Origin of the sequence: Permianibacter fluminis, from assembly GCF_013179735.1 — a bacterium.
Classification (GTDB): Bacteria; Pseudomonadota; Gammaproteobacteria; order Enterobacterales; family Permianibacteraceae; genus Permianibacter; species Permianibacter fluminis.
In genome coordinates, this window is record NZ_JABMEG010000003.1 from 70,952 (window position 1) to 88,997 (window position 18,046).

Consider the following 18,046-nt stretch of genomic DNA (forward strand, 5'->3'; position numbering starts at 1 on the left):
GACTGACAAAAAGGCCGCTATTGCGGCCTTTTTCTACTTGCGATCGAATTATGCTGCCGTTGACGCGCAATCCTTGCTCATTGCATCAATTACAGCATCAATCAATCCACGTCGATTCAGCCAGAGCAACTGCTCCCGGTTTTGCACCTGGACTTTCGTTAGATCTGCTGGCGGAAGTTCGTTGTTCAATTGTGTCAGTTTGGCTAGAACTGTCGCTGGAGCAATCTCATCTCCAGCAGGCATGAAGTGTTCATCACCAGGCACGCCAAGATTGCCACGATAATCATTGTCAATCATCAGGGCGCGACCGGCAGTAGTGTTGCGGATTAGCCATTGCCCGTAAGCGACCTGTGTCGTTTGCACTTCCTGCGATTCGATCGAAGATTTGTCTTTACGCCAAGCTTTTTGGCTAGCGTAATGATAGTAAATATAGAGTCGGTTTACTGCTTCACTAATGCCACCCTTATAGGCCCATTGCAGCAGTCGCTCACCCTCATGCATCTTTGTCAGATCAATCCCAGATGCGTGCTGGCGATCCATCCAACCTTGGTACATCAGATACGAGCCGTAAACTAATGCAGCTTCCGCATCGCCTGCATTTGCCGGAGCGGCCAGCTCCGCGATAGGTTTGTTGTGAAAACGACCCTCAACACGAACCCGCATCGTCTTCAGATCCAGTTCATGGATATCTTCCGCTGCAGCAATGCCGATCTCGACGATGCTATCGAATACTAATTCAACATCGGTCTGGGTTATGCCTAGCGTAGGGTGACGGCTAAGAAATTCCTGAGCTGGAGCGCCGGCAAGCGTGGTTACCTTTTTTTCTGGTGAGCAGTAGGCGGGGAGAGATTTTTCTGTGTCGATGTTGCCGGTGTTGCCGGTGTTGCCGGTGTTGCCGGTGTTGCCGGTGTCTTTGCCGAGAGGCGATGTAGCCCGTTGAGCTCCGGCCGTTGGCTCGTTGGTTATGGTGACTTTGATAAGCTTGTTTGTACTGGCCGCGGAAGCTGCGGACAACGTATTTGACTCTGTGAGTGACCAGCAGATGGCGACAAGTAGTGCCAGCAAAAACATGGCCAACAGGAAGCGACGCATAGTGGAAGGATGTTGACATGGGCATGGCATTGTAACAGGCGAAAAGCCGGAGGGGGTTGCGGCGACTGAGGTCCTTATGGATTTCTGCTGAGCGGAGCAGGCAGTTCTGAATGTTCGATTACAATGTCGGCCTCGATGCGAGGGTGTAGCGGATGAACAAGATTACTCTTCATGGGGCCAGTGGCCGGATGGGCAAGGCGCTGGTGGCGGCGGTGCGCGAGCTGCCGCAATGGAAATTGGTTGGTGCGGTGACGGCGGGAACCGATTCGCGTCTGGGTCAGGATGCGGCGGTCATCCACGGCTTTCCCTATATTGGCGTGCCATTGGCGGCGGATGTGTCGGCGGCGGTGCAAGCGGCCGAGGTGATTGTTGATTTCAGTCAGCCGGTGGCGTCGCTGCAATTGCTCAAGCATTGCCAGCTCAAGCGCAAGCCGGTGGTGATCGGCACGACCGGTTTCTCGCCGGATGCGTTGGCGGAAATCGAGGCGGCGGCCAGGCAGATCCCGGTGCTGATCTCGCCGAACATGAGCGTCGGGGTCAATCTGCTGTTCGCGCTGGCGCGCATCGCTGGCAAGGCCATGGCCGATGCCGATGCCGAGATCATCGAAGCCCATCACCGCTACAAAGTGGATGCGCCGTCCGGCACCGCGCTGCGCCTTGGTGAGGTGGTGGCGCAGGCGCGCGGTACCACGCTGGCAGCAAGCGGCGTGCTGTCGCGCGAAGGCAATACTGGCGTGCGCGAACCGGGCAGCATCGGTTTTGCCACCATTCGTGCCGGCGAGATTGTCGGCGATCACACTCTGCTGCTGGCAACCGGTACCGAGCATCTGGAGATTCGCCATCAGGCCTTTGACCGGCGCAATTTCGCCGAGGGGGCATTGCGGGCGGCTGCCTGGCTGGTCGGCAAACCGGCCGGGCTTTATGGCATGGACGATGTGCTGGGTCTGCGCGAGGTCGGGTAAACGCTGCGATTGCCCGGCCCGATGTGCGATATGGCTTACAAGGCTGTAGGCCACAGCCGCTGTTGCTGTCCGCCGGCCGCCGGGGCAGCTACCCGAGCAGGGCGGTGTTTCTCCATTAACCGATTGAAAGGTATAGAAAATGTGGTAAGTGCCGTTGGTCGGAAATGGGCGGTAATCGCACGAAGATGACAACTCTGTCACCCGGAACCCGGTAGCAACTCCCCTATACTGCCCCCACGCCGCAAGGATGTAGCGTCAGGAACGAGGCTAAGGACAAGCCAATCAGGGATGGTGCAGGGAGCATCAACGTTTCAAGGGACGAGACAAAACGAAGTAAAAAAAGGGCCGGAAAAACTCCGGCCCTTTTTCGTTGTGGCCATCCATGGCCACAATCCCTTCGGGACGGCTCCGCCGCGCAAAACGGCTGTCCTGCCGTTTTGTCGTTTCAGTCTTTCATGGCGGAAACCCCTTCGGAGTAGCTTCGCTGTGCAAATCTGCAGTCCTGCAGATTTGTCATTTCCTCAATTACTCGATTGATCTGTTAACCACCAGCGGGGGATTTTCCTTTCTGTGTCGTTTTCCAGATCCGCTCTGAGATGCCGGCGACCGCATCGGTCAGCACCGGCAGCGTGTAGAGCTTGGCTTGCGCTTCCGGGCTCGGGAACAACACCGGGTCGGTGCGCACTGCTTCATCGATCAAGGGCAGTGAGGCGGTGACTGCATTCGGGTAGCTGACGGCGTTGGAGATGCGCGCCATGACGGCGGGCTGCAGCAGGAAATTGATGAAGGCATGCGCCGATTGCGGATGCGGCGCGTCAATCGGGATGGCGAGCAGATCGACCCAGAGATCGGCGCCTTCTTTCGGCAGTACCAGGGTCAGGTCGGTGATGCCGTTGGCAGCGGCCTGATCGCGGGCCTGGGCCAAATCGCCGGAATAAGTGTAGGCCGCGCACAGCTTGCCGCTGGCCAAATCGTCGATGATATTCTCGCCGCCGAAATAGCGGACATGCGGCACCAGCTGTTTCAGGTGCTTTTCGACCCGCATGTAGTCGGAAGGATTCAGGCTGTTCGGAATGCTGCCGATGTGGCGCAGCAGCTCCGGCATGACCTCGATACCGGAATCCAGAAAGGCCACGCCGCAGTCCGACAGCTTGGCCAGATTGCCGGGGTTCAGCAGCAGTTGCCAGCTGTCGGTCGCCGCGTTGGCACCGAGCCGCTTGGCGATGGCCTCGGCCCGGTAGGCGAAAATGGTGGTGCCCCATAAATAGGGCACACCGTATTCGTTGCTCGGATCAGAGCGCTCCAGTTTGCGCATCAGCGCCGCATCAAGCCCGGCCAGATTGCTCAGTTGGGTTTTATCCAGCGGCTGAAACAGCTTGTGCCGGCGGCCGTAGGCAAGAAAGTTGGCGCTCGGCACAACCACGTCGTACCCGCTTTTGCCCTGGCCAATTTTTCCTTCCAGATCTTCGGCGCTTTCAAAGGTTTCGTACTCGACCCGAATGCCGGTGGCATCGGTAAAGTCCTTCAACACGGACTCATCGATATAGTCGGTCCAGTTGTAGACGCGGACCGTTGCCGGCTCCTTGGCAAATACCGGCAGCGCGGCCGCCAGCAACAACCACCAACACGAGGGGCGCATGGGATGACTCCACAAAAATCAGGCTTCAAATGTTTAATATGATCTTCGACTGTTTAATTTATTAGTCGCTGGCATGACCTTAACCCGCGCTTCGACCAACAGCAATGGCGGCCACATCAGCCAAACCCCCGTCAGCGTGTGAGATATCTCTTACAAAGCTGTAAGCGATACCGTTGTCTTGCTTGTGGTTCAAGGCATCATTAGCTCGCTAACTCATTGATTTTATTGCGCCAGAACCGTGCCGTGGCGGTCGCCTTTGAGTTGTAAGCCATGGGAGGCATCCACCAGCCGGGCCGGGAGACCATAGAATGGCGCCCGTGCAGGACGCACACGAAGGACACCGTCAGGACGACGGCAGGGGTCTTGGTCAACCAAGACAGCGCCAAGATGGCGACAAGGAAGAGCACCAGGATGGTGGCAGGACCGGCGCAGGATGCGCCTGCTTTAGATAGCAAAGTCTCATAGGGAAAGGGTGAAGCAAAAAAGAGCGCTTAGGCGCTCTTTTTTGCTTTTGGCTGTTTGTCAGCCCGACAAGCTATTGCGGACTGCGCGGCTAGTCGAGCACCTGAATGTTGTCGATCAGGCGGGCTTTGCCGAGATAGGCTGCTGCCAGCACCACGAAGCGTTTTTCTTCGCTGGCCGGCTCCAGCAAATCGCTATGCCGGCGGATCGAGAAATAATCCGGCCGTAAACCGCCGCTGCTGATTCGGCTGCGCGCTTGCTGCTCCAGCGCCGGATAATCGCGTGCACCACGGCGCAGCTCATCGGCACACCAGCGCAGTGTTTGATAAATCACCGGCGCCTGGGCGCGCTCCTCGGCAGTCAGATAACCGTTGCGTGATGACAGCGCCAGACCGTCGGCCGCGCGCACCGTTTCGGCACCAACGATTTCAATCGGCACAAACAGATCGTTGACCATCTGCCGGATCACCATCAGCTGCTGGTAATCCTTTTCGCCAAAAACCGCGACATCCGGCTGAACCAGATTGAACAGCTTGTTGACGATGGTGGCGACACCACGGAAATGCCCGGGCCGCGAGGCGCCACAGAGAATATTCGAAAGCCGTGGCACTTCGACAAAGGTCTGCACATCGATGCCATGCGGGTACATGATTTTGTCATCGGGCAGAAACAGCGCATCCACCTGTTTGGCTTGCAGCACTTGCCGATCCGCGTCCAATGTTCGTGGGTACTTCGACCAGTCTTCGTTCAAGCCAAACTGCATCGGGTTGACGTAAATGCTGGCCACCACCTTGTTGCCATACGTGCGGGCCTGCTCGAACAGCGACGCGTGGCCTTCGTGCAGATTGCCCATGGTTGGAACAAAGGCAATCTTGTGGCCGTCGCGACGCCAGCCCGCGATCTGGCTACGCATGGTCGCGAGTGAATCAAAAATTTGCATGGTGACTCCGTTTAACCTGATTTCGCATGTGATGCAGGAGGGCTATTCGATCACTCCGTCGAAAGTGACAACATACGCTCTGTGGTCACAATCAACTGCGGTAAACAAATTTTTTACTCTAATCGTTGCTTCGCCGCGCTTTTGGAGCAGTGATTTTCCACGAATTTCCTGAGTCAATTCTGGGGATAGCAGTTTGGGCAGTGCGATGTCTGCATCAAATACCACCAACTCCGTCGGTGGCGCCGTTCCTACCATGTATGGCAGCTTCTTCTGTGACTGCTCGTTCGGATAGAATTTAAGCTCTAGGTAAAGTGGTTCGCTATCGCGGATGTCCCACGCAAATTCGAACGACCCGCTCAGCTCCGTTGTTCCGTAGAAGCGAGTGATATCAGGGTTTTCACTGACAGTCTGCGAAAATGGCGAGCCAGATGGAACAATAAAGACTTCATCTTGCGAAAGTGCTGACGTGCTCAATACAACAATAGAAGGCAGCACCCACTGGAAATGCAGTTTTCGGATGTTCATGGTGCTCAGCTAAAGCTGTGGTCCTTAGTTGGAAATTTTCTCTCGCGCACGGCTTTACCGTATGCAGCAATCGCGGCGCCGATGCCGCCGGCTTCGCCGGTGAGGAAATCCTTGACGAACTTGGGGCGCTTCTCACCCAAGCCGAGCATGTCATGCAGCACCAGTACCTGGCCGTCGGTATCCACGCCGGCGCCGATACCGATGACCGGAATGCTCAGCGCGTCGCTGAGCTGTTTGCCGAGCGTGCTGGGCACGCATTCCACGACCAAGAGCCGGGCACCGGCTGCTTCCAGCGATTTGGCATCGGCGATGATTTTGGCGGCGCTCTCGGCATCGCGACCCTGCACCTTGTAGCCACCGAGCGCATCGACAGATTGCGGGGTCAAGCCCAGATGCGCGCAAACCGGAATGCCGCGCTCAGTCAGTGCGCGGACGTAATCGGCCAGCCAGGCGCCGCCTTCCAGCTTGACCATGTGGGCGCCGGCTTGCATCAGCGCCGCAGAATTGCTCAGGGTCTGTTCCAGCGTGCCATAACTCATGTAGGGCAGATCGCCAATGACCAGCGCGTCACGATTGCCGCGCGCCACGGCGCGGGTGTGGTGCAGCATGTCGGTCATCGTGACCGGCACCGTGCTGTCATAACCCAGGATCACATTGCCGAGCGAGTCGCCGACCAGAATCACGTCGACGCCATTGCTGTTGCAGAGGGCGCTGAAGGTGGCGTCGTACGCAGTGAGTACAACAATTTTCTCGCCGGCGCGCTTCATCTCGGTGAGGCGGTGGGCAGTGATTCGGCTCATGGTGAAATTCCGTTGCGGTGATCGAGCGTGGCGCGCTCAGATCCGGGAGTTGAAATAGTGGCGACCGCTGCGGCATTGGTGCACGCGCTCGACCAGTTGCTGGAAGTCGGCATCATCGCCAGCCAGATCCAGGGCGGCGGTATTGACGATCAGCAGCGGGGATTCGTCGTAGTAATAAAAGAAACGGGTGTAGGCGTCCAATATCTTTTGCAGATAGTCACGGCTCAAGGCCCGCTCGGCGGCGCGGTCGCGCTTGCGGATGCGCTCCATCAGTGCATCGACCGGGGCTTGCAGGTAAATCACCAGATCCGGTCGCGGTGCCTCGATGGTCAGCTGGCCATAGACCTGTTCGTACAGTCGCAGCTCGTCGTCATCGAGATTAAGGCGGGCAAACAGCGCGTCTTTTGCCATCAGGTAATCGCTGACGGTAACCGGTGCGAAAATATCCTGCTGCCGAATGGAATCAAGCTGGCGGGTGCGCTGGAACAGAAAGAACAGCTGCGCCGGCAGCGCCGCCTGTTTCGGATTTTGATAGAAGCGTTCCAGAAACGGATTTTCATCCGGCTGCTCGAGCAGCGTCTGGCCGCCGAGTGCTTCGGCGAGGCGCCGGGCGAGCGTGGTCTTGCCAACCCCAATCGGTCCTTCGACGGTGACGAAACGCAGCGGATTCATAAGGGCGCGCTTTCCTGGTCCGTAGTGTTGGCGGCGCGGTGGCCGAGTGTGGCGGTGAGGAAGTTCAGCCGCTCAGCCGCTGCACGCCACTACCCGTGTAAGTCGCCGCGAGTTCGCTCACGCGGCGACCATCTGGTAGTTGCAAATCGGCGGCGATTTCGTGCAACGGTAGCACAACAAAGGCGCGTTCGGTCAGGGCGTAATGCGGCACCGTCAGCGCCGGGGTTTGCAGTTGCAGATTGCCGTACAGCAGCAGATCCAGATCCAGTGTGCGGGCGGTCCAGCGTTCTGCGCCGCGGGTCCGGCCCTGACGCTGTTCAATCTGCAGCAGTGCGGCCAACAGCGCCTGCGGCGCCAGGCTGGTTTCGATGGCTGCCACCGCATTGATGTAGTCGGGTTGGGCGGTCTCGCAGTCCGGGCGAGTCAGCGCCGCGCTACGGTAAAGCGAGGAGCGCGCCACCAGTCGGCTCAGCGGCAAAATGGCCAGCGCATCGATCGCTTGTTGCACTTGCCGAATCGGTTCCGCCAAATTGCTGCCGAGACCGATGTAAGCGCGAACGCTGTTGGCACCACCGGTCATTCGGTTTTGGCGGCCGGTTTGCGCGGGGTGCGCCGACGCGGTTTGCGCTTGCGCTCGCTCGGTGCCCGGGTTTCCGGTTTGTCGACCCGGCGCAGCAAGGCGGCGCGCTCATCGGCATCGCCATCCTGATAGTGCTGCCACCAGTCGACCAGCTCTTGCAGCGGCTCGCCCGCTTGTGCGCGCAAACTGAGCAGATCAAAGGCGGCACGGAAGCGTGGCAATTCCAACAATTTTTCTGCCCGGCTTGGCGTGCGCTGCTGGAAGCGGTGTTGCAGTAACCACATTTCCCGCATGACCTGACTGAAGCGTTTGGCGATCGCGGTGATTTCGTGCTGACGATCCAGCACTTCAGTCGCGGCGTCCTGCAGCGCCGGTGCCGGCGGCACATTACGCTTCAGGCGTTTGTCGTATTCGGCAGCCACCCCGGGCCACAGCATCACGGCAAACAAAAAGGCCGGATTGACGCCTTTTTCTTCAGCGATACGGCGATCGGTGTTGGCCAGCGCAATGCGGAACAGTTCGCGCACGGACGGATGTTTGTGCATGGCCGCCGCCGGGCCGGGGAACAGAATCTTGAACAGGCCGAGCTCGTCGAGTTGTTCAAAACTGGCGAGGCCATGGCCGGTCAGGAACATCTTGGCGCATTCATCCCAGAGCCGGGCGTTGGAAACGTTTTCCAGCAATTTGCCGAGCGCGAGGATCGGTTCGCGGGTCTTCGGTTCGATCTTGAATTCGAGTTTGGCAGCCAATCGGGCAGCGCGCAGCATCCGAACCGGATCTTCGCGGTAACGGGTTTCCGGATCGCCAATCAGGCGCAGGGTTTTCTTTTGCAGATCTTTCAAGCCGCCGAGAAAATCGACGACCGAAAAATCGGCGATGTTGTAGTAGAGCGCGTTGACGGTGAAATCGCGGCGGATGGCATCGTCTTCAATCGTGCCGTAAACGTTGTCGCGCAGCACCATGCCGTGCTCGGTTTGCGGCGCGTCGTCGTTGACCGCGCGGAACGTCGCCACCTCGACCACATCCTGACCGAACAGCACATGCGCCAGGCGGAAGCGGCGACCAATCAGCCGGCAGTTGCGGAAAACTTTTTGCACTTCTTCCGGTTTGGCATTGGTGGCAACGTCGAAATCTTTTGGATGCTGGCCGAGCAGAATGTCGCGGACGCCGCCGCCGACCAGATAGGCCTCGTACCCGGCCTTGTTGAGCCGGTACAACACCTTCAAGGCGTTGTCGCTGATTTGCGAACGTGAGACGTGGTGCTGATCACGCGCGATGATCTGCTTGCGCAGCCGCGTTTTCGAAGGTCGGCCGACCGTCCGCTGGATGAACTGGTTGATGCGGGAAAAAATCACGTACGGTCAGTGGCTTAGGGGAAAGTCCAATGATAGCCGCTCGGCACGGTGGATGCATCTGTCGGCTGTGCCGCTGCCCGGATTACGCCAGCATGACCGGGCCACGCGGCACCCGGTCGATACGCCAGTGTGCGCAGGCCTCGGCCAGCAGCGCTGGAATGTCATCGCCGGGCGGAACCGGCTGCCCGAGCACCGCCAGCGCCTGCTTGAGTAAACCCAAGGCATCGGCGCCCGTGATGGCCGGCGCGTAATTCTGCTTCGACAGCTTGCGGCCATCGGCCTGGACGATCAGCGGCAGATGCGCCCAGCGCGGCGGCGTCCCGCCGAGCAGCTGCCAGAGATACAGCTGCCGTGGCGTGGCATCGAGCAGATCGGCACCGCGGACGACCTCGGTGATGCCCTGATCCACATCATCCACCACCACCGCCAGCTGGTAGGCATACAGGCCGTCGCGCCGTTTCAGCACCACGTCGTCCAGCTCGGTGTCGGGAAAGCGGCAGGCGCCCCAGATGGCATCCTCGAACGGCAACGGTTCGCGTCCTGCCTGCAAGCGCCAGGCGACGCCATCGGCCAGCGGCAAACCGCGCTGCCGACAGTGCTTGCTGCAACGGCCCTGATTGTCCTGCAGTTCACGCCGGCTGCAATCGCAGCCATACAGCAGGCCGCGCTGACGTAGCTGCTCCAGCACTTCGTCGTAGCGATCGCTGCGACGGCTCTGGTACAGCACCGTGCCGTCCCAGTGCAAACCGAACGCCGTCAGCTGGCGCAAGATGGTGTCGGCAGCACCGGCCTGCTCACGTGGCGGATCGATATCCTCCATCCGCACCAGCCATTGTCCCCCCTGCGATTTCGCCGACAGATATGACCCGAGCGCCGCCACCAGCGAGCCGAAATGCAGCGGGCCAGACGGCGAGGGGGCGAAGCGACCGATGACAAGACTATTTGTCTGCAGCATGAGTCAATCTCGCGATATTTAAGGCGGCAGAACAATCCCATAGTTTGAAAACAAATAGATCGAAACTTCGTCAGTATTCAAAAGTCTTCGAACTTGCGCCTCATTCTGCGGGGCATCATCCCAAAAACCATTTACCAATTTTCCGGCCACCAGTCCACTCACATTATGTTCGGCGTAATTGATTAGCTTTTCATTGTTAACAGGGTCAAAAAGCGGCTTCATAAACGGCGCAATATCTGGAACACAGAGCCCAATGGCACAAAGCCACTTGTCCAGCTCAAAGGAGTCTGTATTTTGGTCTTCAAGAAGGGATGAAATTTTCTGTGTAAGGCAATTGTTGATTGCACAAATTTCATCCACTGGCCAGTTCTGCCAAGAAGCCAATTTTAACTTTTCGAAAACAACCTCCGGATCTGGCCAGTCAAAGCCACCTGACACCGATAGCTCGATAATCCTCGGCAGAAAATACTTAAAATCGGCTATTGAACCAACGGTGAGCAGAACGCCTGATGCGTAAGAGGATAATTCGTCGGCAGTGAGCTCGCCCAATTTTTTTGACAACAGTGTGCTGACTTCTTTACTTGTCATGCAACACGGGCACACTGGGATGGTTGTCGGTTTTGGATAATGAGCGAAGGCTTCGTAGAGAGTCGTGCAGTCCATTTGCAGGCCTGGAGCTTTGATGTGTCGAGACAAAAACGCCCGCAATCGCGGGCGTTTTGGTAAAACCGGAACGATCAGTTCCCGTATTGCTTCTCTTTGATTTCCGCCAACGTTTTGCAGTCGATGCACAGCGAGGCGGTTGGCCGGGCTTCCAGCCGGCGGATGCCGATTTCGACGCCGCACTGTTCACAATAGCCGTATTCATCGGCATCGATTTGCTTCAGCGCTTCGTCGATCTTTTTCAGCAGCTTGCGTTCGCGATCGCGGGTGCGCAGTTCCAGGCTGAATTCTTCTTCCTGGGCAGCGCGGTCGAGCTGGTCCGGGAAGTTGGCGGCTTCATCCTGCATGTGATGCACGGTGCGGTCGACTTCTTCGCGCAGCTGTTGTTTCCAGGCACCAAGAATTTTGCGGAAGTGATTGGCTTGCGGCTCGCACATATACGCTTCGTCTTTCTTCAGCGGATACGGGGCAATGCCGAGGCTGGCCAGCGTTTGCGAGGTCGAGGCTTTCAACTGCGCTTCGGTGAATTCGGCGCGCAGTTTTTTCTTGCCGTCCAGATCAAGTGGCTTGGCGGCCGGTTTGGCTTTGGCGACTTTTTCCGGTGCCACGCTTTTGGCGACGGCCGGTTTCATTTCGGTAACTTTGGCAGTTTTTTCTGAGGCGACAGCTTTCACAGGACTTGCGACTTCCTTGACGGCTTTCGGTGCCACTTTGGGCTCCGCTTTGGCCGGGGTTACGGGTTTGCTGGCGGCTGCGGGTTTGGCAACCGGCGCAGCTTTAGCGACGGTTTTCGATTCGGGTTTGGCGGCCGCTTTCGGTTCTGGCTTCGCGCTGGCCTTGGCCGGTTTGGCTTCCACTTTGGTGGCGGCTTTGACCGGTTTTTCGGCGGGCTTGGCCGCGGCTTTTGCCGCTACCGGCTTGGCGGCCGCTTTGCTGGCCGGTGCCGGTTTCGCGGCCGGTTTGGCTGCAGGCTTGGCGGCCGGTTTCGCCGCCGGTTTGGCAGCGGCCTTGGCTGGCGCCGGCTTGGCAGCAACCGGTTTTTTCGCCGGGGCGGCTTTGCTGGCCGGTTTCGCGGCGGCTTTGGCAGCGGGCTTTGCGGCCGGTTTGGCGGCTGCTTTTGCCGCCGGTTTTGCTGCCGGCTTTACCGGTTTCGCGGTGCTTGTGCTGCTCGCCGCTTTTTTGCTGGCAGGCTTCTGGGCCATTGTTATCTCCCTTAAATCACTCGCAGATGGTCATCGCATCGGGACAGGATGGCCACCAGGTGGTAGAACCGGACGGTGCACTATAGCCGTCGCGACGGCGCTGGCAACTGTCATGACCGTTTTCACTCCCTGATCGGAGCTTTCGCTGATTGTCGCGTGCCGCGCTTGGCAGGTCGCGGCAGCGCCGCAGGTTCGGCCATGGCGGCCGCCTATTCCATCAGATAGATCACGCCGTTTTCAATCACGATCGGTAAAGATTGCAAAGAACGGCCCTGACAGGGGCCCCAGGTACAGTAACCATTGTCGACATTGAACAGCGCACCGTGCGTGGAACACTGCAATTGGCTGCCATCCAGACTCATGAAGCGGTTTTCCTGCCACTCCAGCGGGACACCGGCATGCGGGCAGCGATTGACGTAAGCCCAGGCGCGCAGGCCGCGCCGGGTCACGACCAGAGTCTGCTTGTCGGTATAGGGAAAGGCCAGTGCTTCGCAGTTGGGAATATCGGTTAGGGCACAGAGTTCGCGCATTATTCGACCGTATCGAGCGGGGGCCGGACTGGCTGGTGTACAATTCCAAGCCTGATTTCCCGCCAAAAAGTGGTGGTTTTCGGTGTCAGTTCTTGCTCAAGAGCCAGGTGCAGAACCTGCTCAATTTATCACCGCCCGTCTGCCGACGCGTTATGGCGATTTTCGCATCAGTGTGCTGCCGCCGGTCGCCGGCGACAAGCCGCAGACTGATCGGCCACTCAACGACAAGGAACATGTCGTCCTTGCGATGGGTGACCTGACGGCGCCCGGCCCGGCGCCGCTGCTGCGGCTGCATTCCGAATGCCTGACCGGCGATGCCCTGCACAGCCTGCGCTGTGACTGCGGTTTTCAGCTGGAAGCGGCGTTGTCGATGATCGCGGCCGAAGGTCGTGGCGCGATTTTGTACCTGCGCCAGGAAGGCCGCGGCATTGGTCTGGTCAACAAATTGCGGGCCTATGCGCTTCAGGATCAGGGTCAGGATACGGTCGAGGCCAATGTCAGCCTCGGCTTTGGCCCGGACCAGCGGGATTACGCCGACGCGGTCGCGCTGCTGCGTGCCCTGAATCTCAGCAGCGTACGTTTGATGACCAATAACCCGCGCAAGGTCAAGGCGCTGGAGGAGGCCGGCATCACCGTGACCGAGCGGGTGCCGATGAAGTTTGGCAGCAATCCGCACAACTTCCGCTATCTCGAAGCCAAGTCGAACAAGCTCGGCCATTTGCTCTGACCGTGGGCCTGTGGTTTGCCTTCATTTTGTTGTGATCAAATTTTTGTCGTTATCAACCCTGATTAGTTATCAACCCTTTGCCGATAGCCATTATCGCCATCAACCAGGATCGCCTTGTCATGACCGAACTGCTGCAAGCCCGCTTGACCACCGATGCTGCCGCCAGCCACTGGGGCAAACAGCCGCTGCTGTCGTTTACCGGCGCCGAGGTGCTGATACACACCGGCAGCGGCGACGATCTGCTGCGCAAGATTCAGCAGGCCGGTCGCCGGCTCGGTGGCATGAGCCTGCCCGGCGTGCAGCTGGCCGGTGACGGCTGGACACTGGCCGCGCAATGGGCGTTCGCACTCGGCTTTGATAACGCCAAGCACAGCAGCGAACTGCGCACTGCCGAGCTGCCGGCGGCTGAGCAGGCCGAACTGGCGGCACGGTTGAAAGTGAGCCGCTTTGTCCGCGATCTGGTCAACGAGACGCCGGAAAACCTGCCGCCGACCACGCTGTGCGAGCGGGTCATCGCGTTTCTGGAACAGCTGGCGCCGGGCGCCATCAAGGCCCGCGTCATCAGTGGCGAGGCGCTGCGTGAAGCCGGCTGGGTCGGCATTTATGAAGTCGGTCGCGGCTCCAACCGTCCACCGGCAATGCTGCAGCTGGAATACTGTCCGGCTGGCATGGAGCAGCAACCGGTCGCCGCTGCGCTGGTCGGCAAAGGCATCACGTTTGATTCCGGCGGCTACAGCCTGAAGGCTTCGGAAGCGATGCTGACCATGAAAATCGACATGGGCGGTGCCGCCACCGTGGCCGGCGCGCTCGCCTTGGCCATTCTGCGTGGCCTGAACAAGCGGGTGGCGCTGATCCTGTGCTGCGCCGAGAACCTCGTTTCCGGTCACGCCTACAAGCTCGGCGACATCCTGAAATACAAAAACGGCGTCAGTGTCGAGATCGTCAACACCGATGCCGAAGGCCGCTTGGTACTGGCCGATGGCCTGATTTACGCCTGCGAACTCGGGGCGCCGTTAATCATCGACGCCGCCACCTTGACTGGCGCCGCCGTGACCGCGCTCGGGACCGATTACAACGCGGTGTTTGCGCTCGATGGCGCACTGCGCAGCCGTTATCTCGGTTACGCCGAGCAGGAAAACGAGCTGCACTGGCCGCTGCCGCTGGCCAAATGGCACCAGAACCATTGCCCGTCGCCGTATGCCGATACCGCCAACAGCAAGCCGGTGAAAGGTGGCGGCCCCGGCGGCGCCAGCAATGCGGCCGGTTTCCTGTCCCGGTTCGTGCCGCGCAATGGCGCGGGTTGGGTCCATGTCGATCTGGCGGCGGCGGCACACAGCAATGACAACGGTATGTGGGCGGCCGGCGGTACCGGTGTCGGCGTGCTGACCCTGGCCCGCGCCCTGATCGCCGAGGGCTGATTTTCTCTCGCGGTTTTGGCCACCCGACGGGGCCGGTTTGCCGCCCCGGACGGGCTTGGACCCGAGCCGGAGCCAAAGGCGGAAACTCCGCGCAAAACAAGCATTTGCCCTTGCCGGGGTCCACCTCGGTTGCTACAGTACCGGCACTTTTTCGATGACCGGCGGCTCGCAAGCCGCCGTGTCTTTTCCGGTCACCCTCTGATGCGGCTTGCCGCTTCCGTGGGGGCCGCCAGCACCCAATCGGATCCGTCTGGCCATGTTCAAAAAATTGCGTGGAATGTTTTCCACCGACATCTCAATCGATCTCGGCACTGCCAACACCCTTATCTATGTTCCCGGCAAAGGGATCGTCCTGAACGAACCGTCGGTCGTGGCGATTCGGCAAGAACGGGTCGGCGGCCAGAAAACCATAGCTGCGGTCGGCAATGAAGCCAAACGGATGCTGGGCCGGACACCGGGCAATATTCTGGCGGTGCGACCGATGAAAGACGGCGTCATCGCCGACTTTCAACTGACCGAAAAAATGCTCCAGCATTTCATTCGCAAAGTGCACGACAACAGTTTCATGCGGCCAAGCCCGCGCGTGCTCATCTGCGTGCCGTGCGGCTCGACCCAGGTCGAGCGCCGCGCCATTCGCGAGTCGGCCTACGGTGCCGGTGCCCGCGATGTGTACCTGATTGAAGAGCCGATGGCCGCTGCCGTTGGCGCCGGCATGCCGGTGTCGGAAGCGCGCGGTTCGATGGTGGTCGATATCGGCGGCGGTACCACCGAAATTGCCATTCTGTCGTTGAACGGCGTGGTTTATTCGGATTCGGTACGCATCGGTGGCGATCGCTTTGACGAAGCCATTATCGATTACGTCCGGCGCAACTACGGCACCGTTATTGGTGACGCCACGGCCGAGCGCATCAAGATGGAAATCGGTTCGGCATTTCCGGGCAAGGAAGTGCGCGAGCTCGACGTTCGCGGTCGCAATCTCGCCGAAGGTATTCCGCGCGCGTTCACCATCAACAGCAACGAAGTGCTGGAAGCGCTGCAAGAACCGCTGTCGGCGATCGTGCGCGAAATCAAGGGCGTGCTCGAACAGTGCCCGCCGGAACTGGCTTCCGATATTTCCGAGCGCGGCATGGTGCTGACCGGTGGTGGCGCGCTGCTACGTGACATCGATCGGTTGATCGCCGAAGAAACCGGTTTGCCGGTCATTGTCGCCGAAGATCCGCTGACCTGCGTGGCGCGCGGCGGTGGCAAAGCCCTGGAAATGCTGGAAGTGCACGGCGGCGATTTGTTCTCGGTCGACTGATGCAAAAAGACGCCGCTCAGCCAGACTGATCGGCGTCTCTGTTCTGGTTGGAGTTTTGCTCGCTCGAGTAAGCCAGCAACGGAGATGGCGCCATAAAATCCCTGTTTACTCGCGGCCCCGCTCAGGGCATCCGTTTGCTGGTGGCAGCGGCACTCGCTTTGCTGTTGATGGTGCTCGATCACCGCGGCGATCATGTCGCAGGCATTCGCTCGGCGCTCGCTACCTCGATTACGCCGGTGTTTTACGTCGCCAGCGTGCCGACCTCGCTGTACAACTGGTTTACCCAGACCGTCGCCTCGCGGGCCGAGATGCAGCGCGAGAACGAGCAGCTCAAGCAAGAACAATTTTCTTATCGCACTCAATTGCAACGCCTGACCGCGCTGGAAGCGGAAAATGCCCGGCTGCGCGGGCTGCTGTCATCGGCGCGCAAAACCCGAGGCAAGCGCATGATCGCGGAAGTGATCAACGTGGATCTGGAACCGACCGAACAGCAAGTGCTGGTCAACAAAGGCAGTCAGGACGGCATCTACGAAGGGCAGGCGGTGCTCGATGCCTTCGGCGTGCTCGGCCAGGTGATTGAAGTTGCGGCGACCACGTCGCGGGTGTTGCTGCTGACCGATTCGCGGCACGCGATTCCGGTGCGGATTGAACGCACCGGATTCAACGCCATTGCCGAAGGTACCGGCGCGATGAATCGCTTGCGGCTCAATTTTGTCCCGAACACCACCGATATCCGGGAAGGCGATTTGCTGGTCAGCTCGGGTCTGGGTGAACGCTTCCCCGACGGTTATCCGGTTGGCCAAATCGAAGCGATTCGGCGCGATACCGGGGAAGCCTATGCCGAGATCGATGTGGTGACCGCGGCGCGGATGGAGCGCAGCGGCGAAGTGATGTTGCTGTGGCCGCCGCAAACCTGGCAGCCGGCCAGCAGCGAAGCGGGCGTCGCGCCGAGCAGCGCGAGCGACAAGCCGGCAATTACTCCCGCGACCGGGCCTGCAAACAGTCCGGCCGGCAATCCGGCCATTAATCCCGCCAATACGCCGGCAACACCGGCCTCCACGGCACCCGCGAGTGCGCCGGCAAAACCCAAGCCGAGCAGTCCGGCCGGCAGCATCGGGGAGGCCGCACGATGATGCATGCCCGTCATGGCACCCACTGGGTGATTCTCAGTTTTCTGTTTGCGCTGGTCTTGACGGTGCTGCCGCTGCCGACGTTTCTCAATCAGGCGCGGCCGGCCTTTGTCGTGCTGACGCTGATTTACTGGGTGCTGGCGTTGCCGCATCGGTACGGCATTTTTGCCGCGTTTGCGGTCGGGCTGGCGCTTGATGTCATCACCGGCAAGATGCTGGGCCTGCACGCGCTGCTGCTGTCGGTGCTGGCGTATGTCTGCGTCAAGCAATACAGCCGGGTCCGGATGTTCACCCGGCCGATGCAAGCGGCATTTGTCCTGCTGCTGGTCGGCTTGAGTCTGTTGCTGCAGTTGTGGATTGAGAATGCCGTGCAACCGGTCAGCATCCGTGCCAGCTATTGGCTGCCGGCGCTGAGTTCAGGCCTGCTCTGGTTTCTCTGGTTCCCGCTGCTGCGCGGCCTGCGCCGCCGCCTGCAGATCAGCTGAGCCATGATGATTTATCTGGCTTCTGCGTCGCCGCGTCGGGCGGAACTGTTGCAACAAATCGGCGTCAGGTTCAGCGTGGTTTCAGCACCGGTTGATGAAACTCGCTGGCCTGATGAAGCGCCGACCGACTATGTGACCCGGTTGGCCGTGGCAAAAGCGCGGGCTGGCTGGGACCATGCTGATCGCGGCAACGACTGGCCGCTGCTGGCCGCCGACACCAGTGTCGTGCTTGGCGACGTGATTCTGGGCAAGCCCGAGACCGAAGCGGAAGGGCTGGCGATGCTGCAGCAGCTGTCGGGGCGCCGGCATCAGGTGATGACCGCGGTGTGCTGCAAACGTGGCCACCATGAAGTCTGCGAGCTGCAGATTTCCACGGTGGGCTTCCGCGCGCTGACGGCGGCCGAGCAACTGGCCTACTGGCGCAGTGGCGAAGGCCGCGACAAAGCCGGCGGTTATGCCGTGCAGGGCTTGGCGGCGCGCTACATTGAGTATCTGGAAGGCAGTTACAGCGGCGTTGTGGGTCTGCCGCTGCACGTGGTCGATGCTCTGTTGCAACGACCGGAATTCAGCTGAGCCAGCTGGCCGTGATGACGAGGTCATCCGCGCGGC

General features: G+C 59.7%; 19 protein-coding genes and 1 pseudogene. 7 read left to right on the plus strand and 13 right to left on the minus strand.

Features of this window, described 5'->3' with window-relative positions:
- Positions 1-48: 48 nt before the first annotated feature.
- Complete coding sequence (locus HPT27_RS18395) at positions 49-1,092, minus strand: hypothetical protein (RefSeq protein WP_172246552.1); 1,044 nt, start codon at positions 1,090-1,092, stop codon at positions 49-51.
- Positions 1,093-1,244: 152 nt separating this feature from the next.
- On the opposite strand from HPT27_RS18395, the gene dapB reads away from it, so the two are divergent.
- Positions 1,245-2,054, plus strand: a complete 810-nt coding sequence (gene dapB, locus HPT27_RS18400) for a 4-hydroxy-tetrahydrodipicolinate reductase (RefSeq protein ID WP_172246554.1) — start codon at positions 1,245-1,247, stop codon at positions 2,052-2,054.
- Between the two features lie 541 nt (positions 2,055-2,595).
- Here dapB and HPT27_RS18405 read toward each other — a convergent pair.
- From HPT27_RS18405 to HPT27_RS18455, 12 genes and pseudogenes are all read right to left on the minus strand, one after another.
- On the minus strand, positions 2,596-3,693 hold the full coding sequence (locus tag HPT27_RS18405; RefSeq protein ID WP_172246556.1) for an extracellular solute-binding protein: 1,098 nt from the start codon (positions 3,691-3,693) through the stop codon (positions 2,596-2,598).
- 553 nt (positions 3,694-4,246) lie between these two features.
- Positions 4,247-5,095, minus strand: a complete 849-nt coding sequence (gene panC, locus HPT27_RS18410) for a pantoate--beta-alanine ligase (RefSeq protein ID WP_172246558.1) — start codon at positions 5,093-5,095, stop codon at positions 4,247-4,249.
- A 42-nt stretch (positions 5,096-5,137) separates the two neighbouring features.
- Positions 5,138-5,620 (minus strand): hypothetical protein, encoded by a 483-nt coding sequence (locus HPT27_RS18415; RefSeq protein ID WP_172246560.1) that lies wholly within the window; start codon positions 5,618-5,620, stop codon positions 5,138-5,140.
- A 5-nt stretch (positions 5,621-5,625) separates the two neighbouring features.
- Positions 5,626-6,420 carry a 3-methyl-2-oxobutanoate hydroxymethyltransferase gene (panB, locus tag HPT27_RS18420; RefSeq protein ID WP_172246562.1) on the minus strand — a complete coding sequence of 265 codons (795 nt, stop codon included), beginning with the start codon at positions 6,418-6,420 and terminating at the stop codon, positions 5,626-5,628.
- 36 nt (positions 6,421-6,456) lie between these two features.
- Entirely contained in the window at positions 6,457-7,092 is a 636-nt protein-coding gene (locus HPT27_RS18425) for a deoxynucleoside kinase (protein WP_172246564.1), read from the minus strand.
- 64 nt (positions 7,093-7,156) lie between these two features.
- A complete protein-coding gene (folK, locus tag HPT27_RS18430; protein ID WP_172246566.1) occupies positions 7,157-7,672 on the minus strand; it encodes a 2-amino-4-hydroxy-6-hydroxymethyldihydropteridine diphosphokinase in 516 nt (171 codons plus the stop codon).
- On the minus strand, positions 7,669-9,027 hold the full coding sequence (gene pcnB, locus HPT27_RS18435) for a polynucleotide adenylyltransferase PcnB (RefSeq protein ID WP_172246568.1): 1,359 nt from the start codon (positions 9,025-9,027) through the stop codon (positions 7,669-7,671). Before pcnB ends, folK begins: the two co-directional genes overlap by 4 nt.
- 82 nt (positions 9,028-9,109) lie before the next feature.
- The gene (gene gluQRS / locus HPT27_RS18440) at positions 9,110-9,982 is read right to left on the minus strand and encodes a tRNA glutamyl-Q(34) synthetase GluQRS (protein ID WP_211198119.1); all 873 of its coding nucleotides are present in this window, start codon (positions 9,980-9,982) and stop codon (positions 9,110-9,112) included.
- Between the two features lie 18 nt (positions 9,983-10,000).
- On the minus strand, positions 10,001-10,570 hold the full coding sequence (locus HPT27_RS18445; protein WP_172246570.1) for a hypothetical protein: 570 nt from the start codon (positions 10,568-10,570) through the stop codon (positions 10,001-10,003).
- A 149-nt stretch (positions 10,571-10,719) separates the two neighbouring features.
- Positions 10,720-11,157, minus strand: coding sequence for an RNA polymerase-binding protein DksA (gene dksA / locus HPT27_RS19125; RefSeq protein WP_407951161.1), 438 nt, complete (start codon positions 11,155-11,157; stop codon positions 10,720-10,722).
- A 147-nt stretch (positions 11,158-11,304) separates the two neighbouring features.
- Positions 11,305-11,844 (minus strand): annotated as a pseudogene (locus tag HPT27_RS19730) (hypothetical protein); the annotation flags it as partial.
- A 212-nt stretch (positions 11,845-12,056) separates the two neighbouring features.
- On the minus strand, positions 12,057-12,377 hold the full coding sequence (locus HPT27_RS18455; RefSeq protein WP_172246574.1) for a Rieske (2Fe-2S) protein: 321 nt from the start codon (positions 12,375-12,377) through the stop codon (positions 12,057-12,059).
- An 82-nt stretch (positions 12,378-12,459) separates the two neighbouring features.
- Between HPT27_RS18455 and ribA the strand changes: the two genes are divergently transcribed.
- The 6 genes from ribA (at position 12,460) to HPT27_RS18485 (ending at position 18,010) form a co-directional block, all read left to right on the plus strand.
- Positions 12,460-13,104, plus strand: a complete 645-nt coding sequence (gene ribA, locus HPT27_RS18460; protein ID WP_328820731.1) for a GTP cyclohydrolase II — start codon at positions 12,460-12,462, stop codon at positions 13,102-13,104.
- A 119-nt stretch (positions 13,105-13,223) separates the two neighbouring features.
- Entirely contained in the window at positions 13,224-14,522 is a 1,299-nt protein-coding gene (gene pepB / locus HPT27_RS18465; RefSeq protein WP_211198120.1) for an aminopeptidase PepB, read from the plus strand.
- 256 nt (positions 14,523-14,778) lie between these two features.
- Positions 14,779-15,822 carry a rod shape-determining protein gene (locus tag HPT27_RS18470; RefSeq protein WP_172246576.1) on the plus strand — a complete coding sequence of 348 codons (1,044 nt, stop codon included), beginning with the start codon at positions 14,779-14,781 and terminating at the stop codon, positions 15,820-15,822.
- A gap of 101 nt (positions 15,823-15,923) precedes the next feature.
- Positions 15,924-16,955 (plus strand): rod shape-determining protein MreC, encoded by a 1,032-nt coding sequence (gene mreC, locus HPT27_RS18475; protein WP_268935819.1) that lies wholly within the window; start codon positions 15,924-15,926, stop codon positions 16,953-16,955.
- A complete protein-coding gene (gene mreD, locus HPT27_RS18480; protein WP_172246578.1) occupies positions 16,952-17,437 on the plus strand; it encodes a rod shape-determining protein MreD in 486 nt (161 codons plus the stop codon). The genes mreC and mreD overlap by 4 nt, the downstream gene beginning before the upstream one ends.
- Before the next feature lie 3 nt (positions 17,438-17,440).
- On the plus strand, positions 17,441-18,010 hold the full coding sequence (locus tag HPT27_RS18485; protein ID WP_172246579.1) for a Maf family protein: 570 nt from the start codon (positions 17,441-17,443) through the stop codon (positions 18,008-18,010).
- Positions 18,011-18,046: the final 36 nt, after the last annotated feature.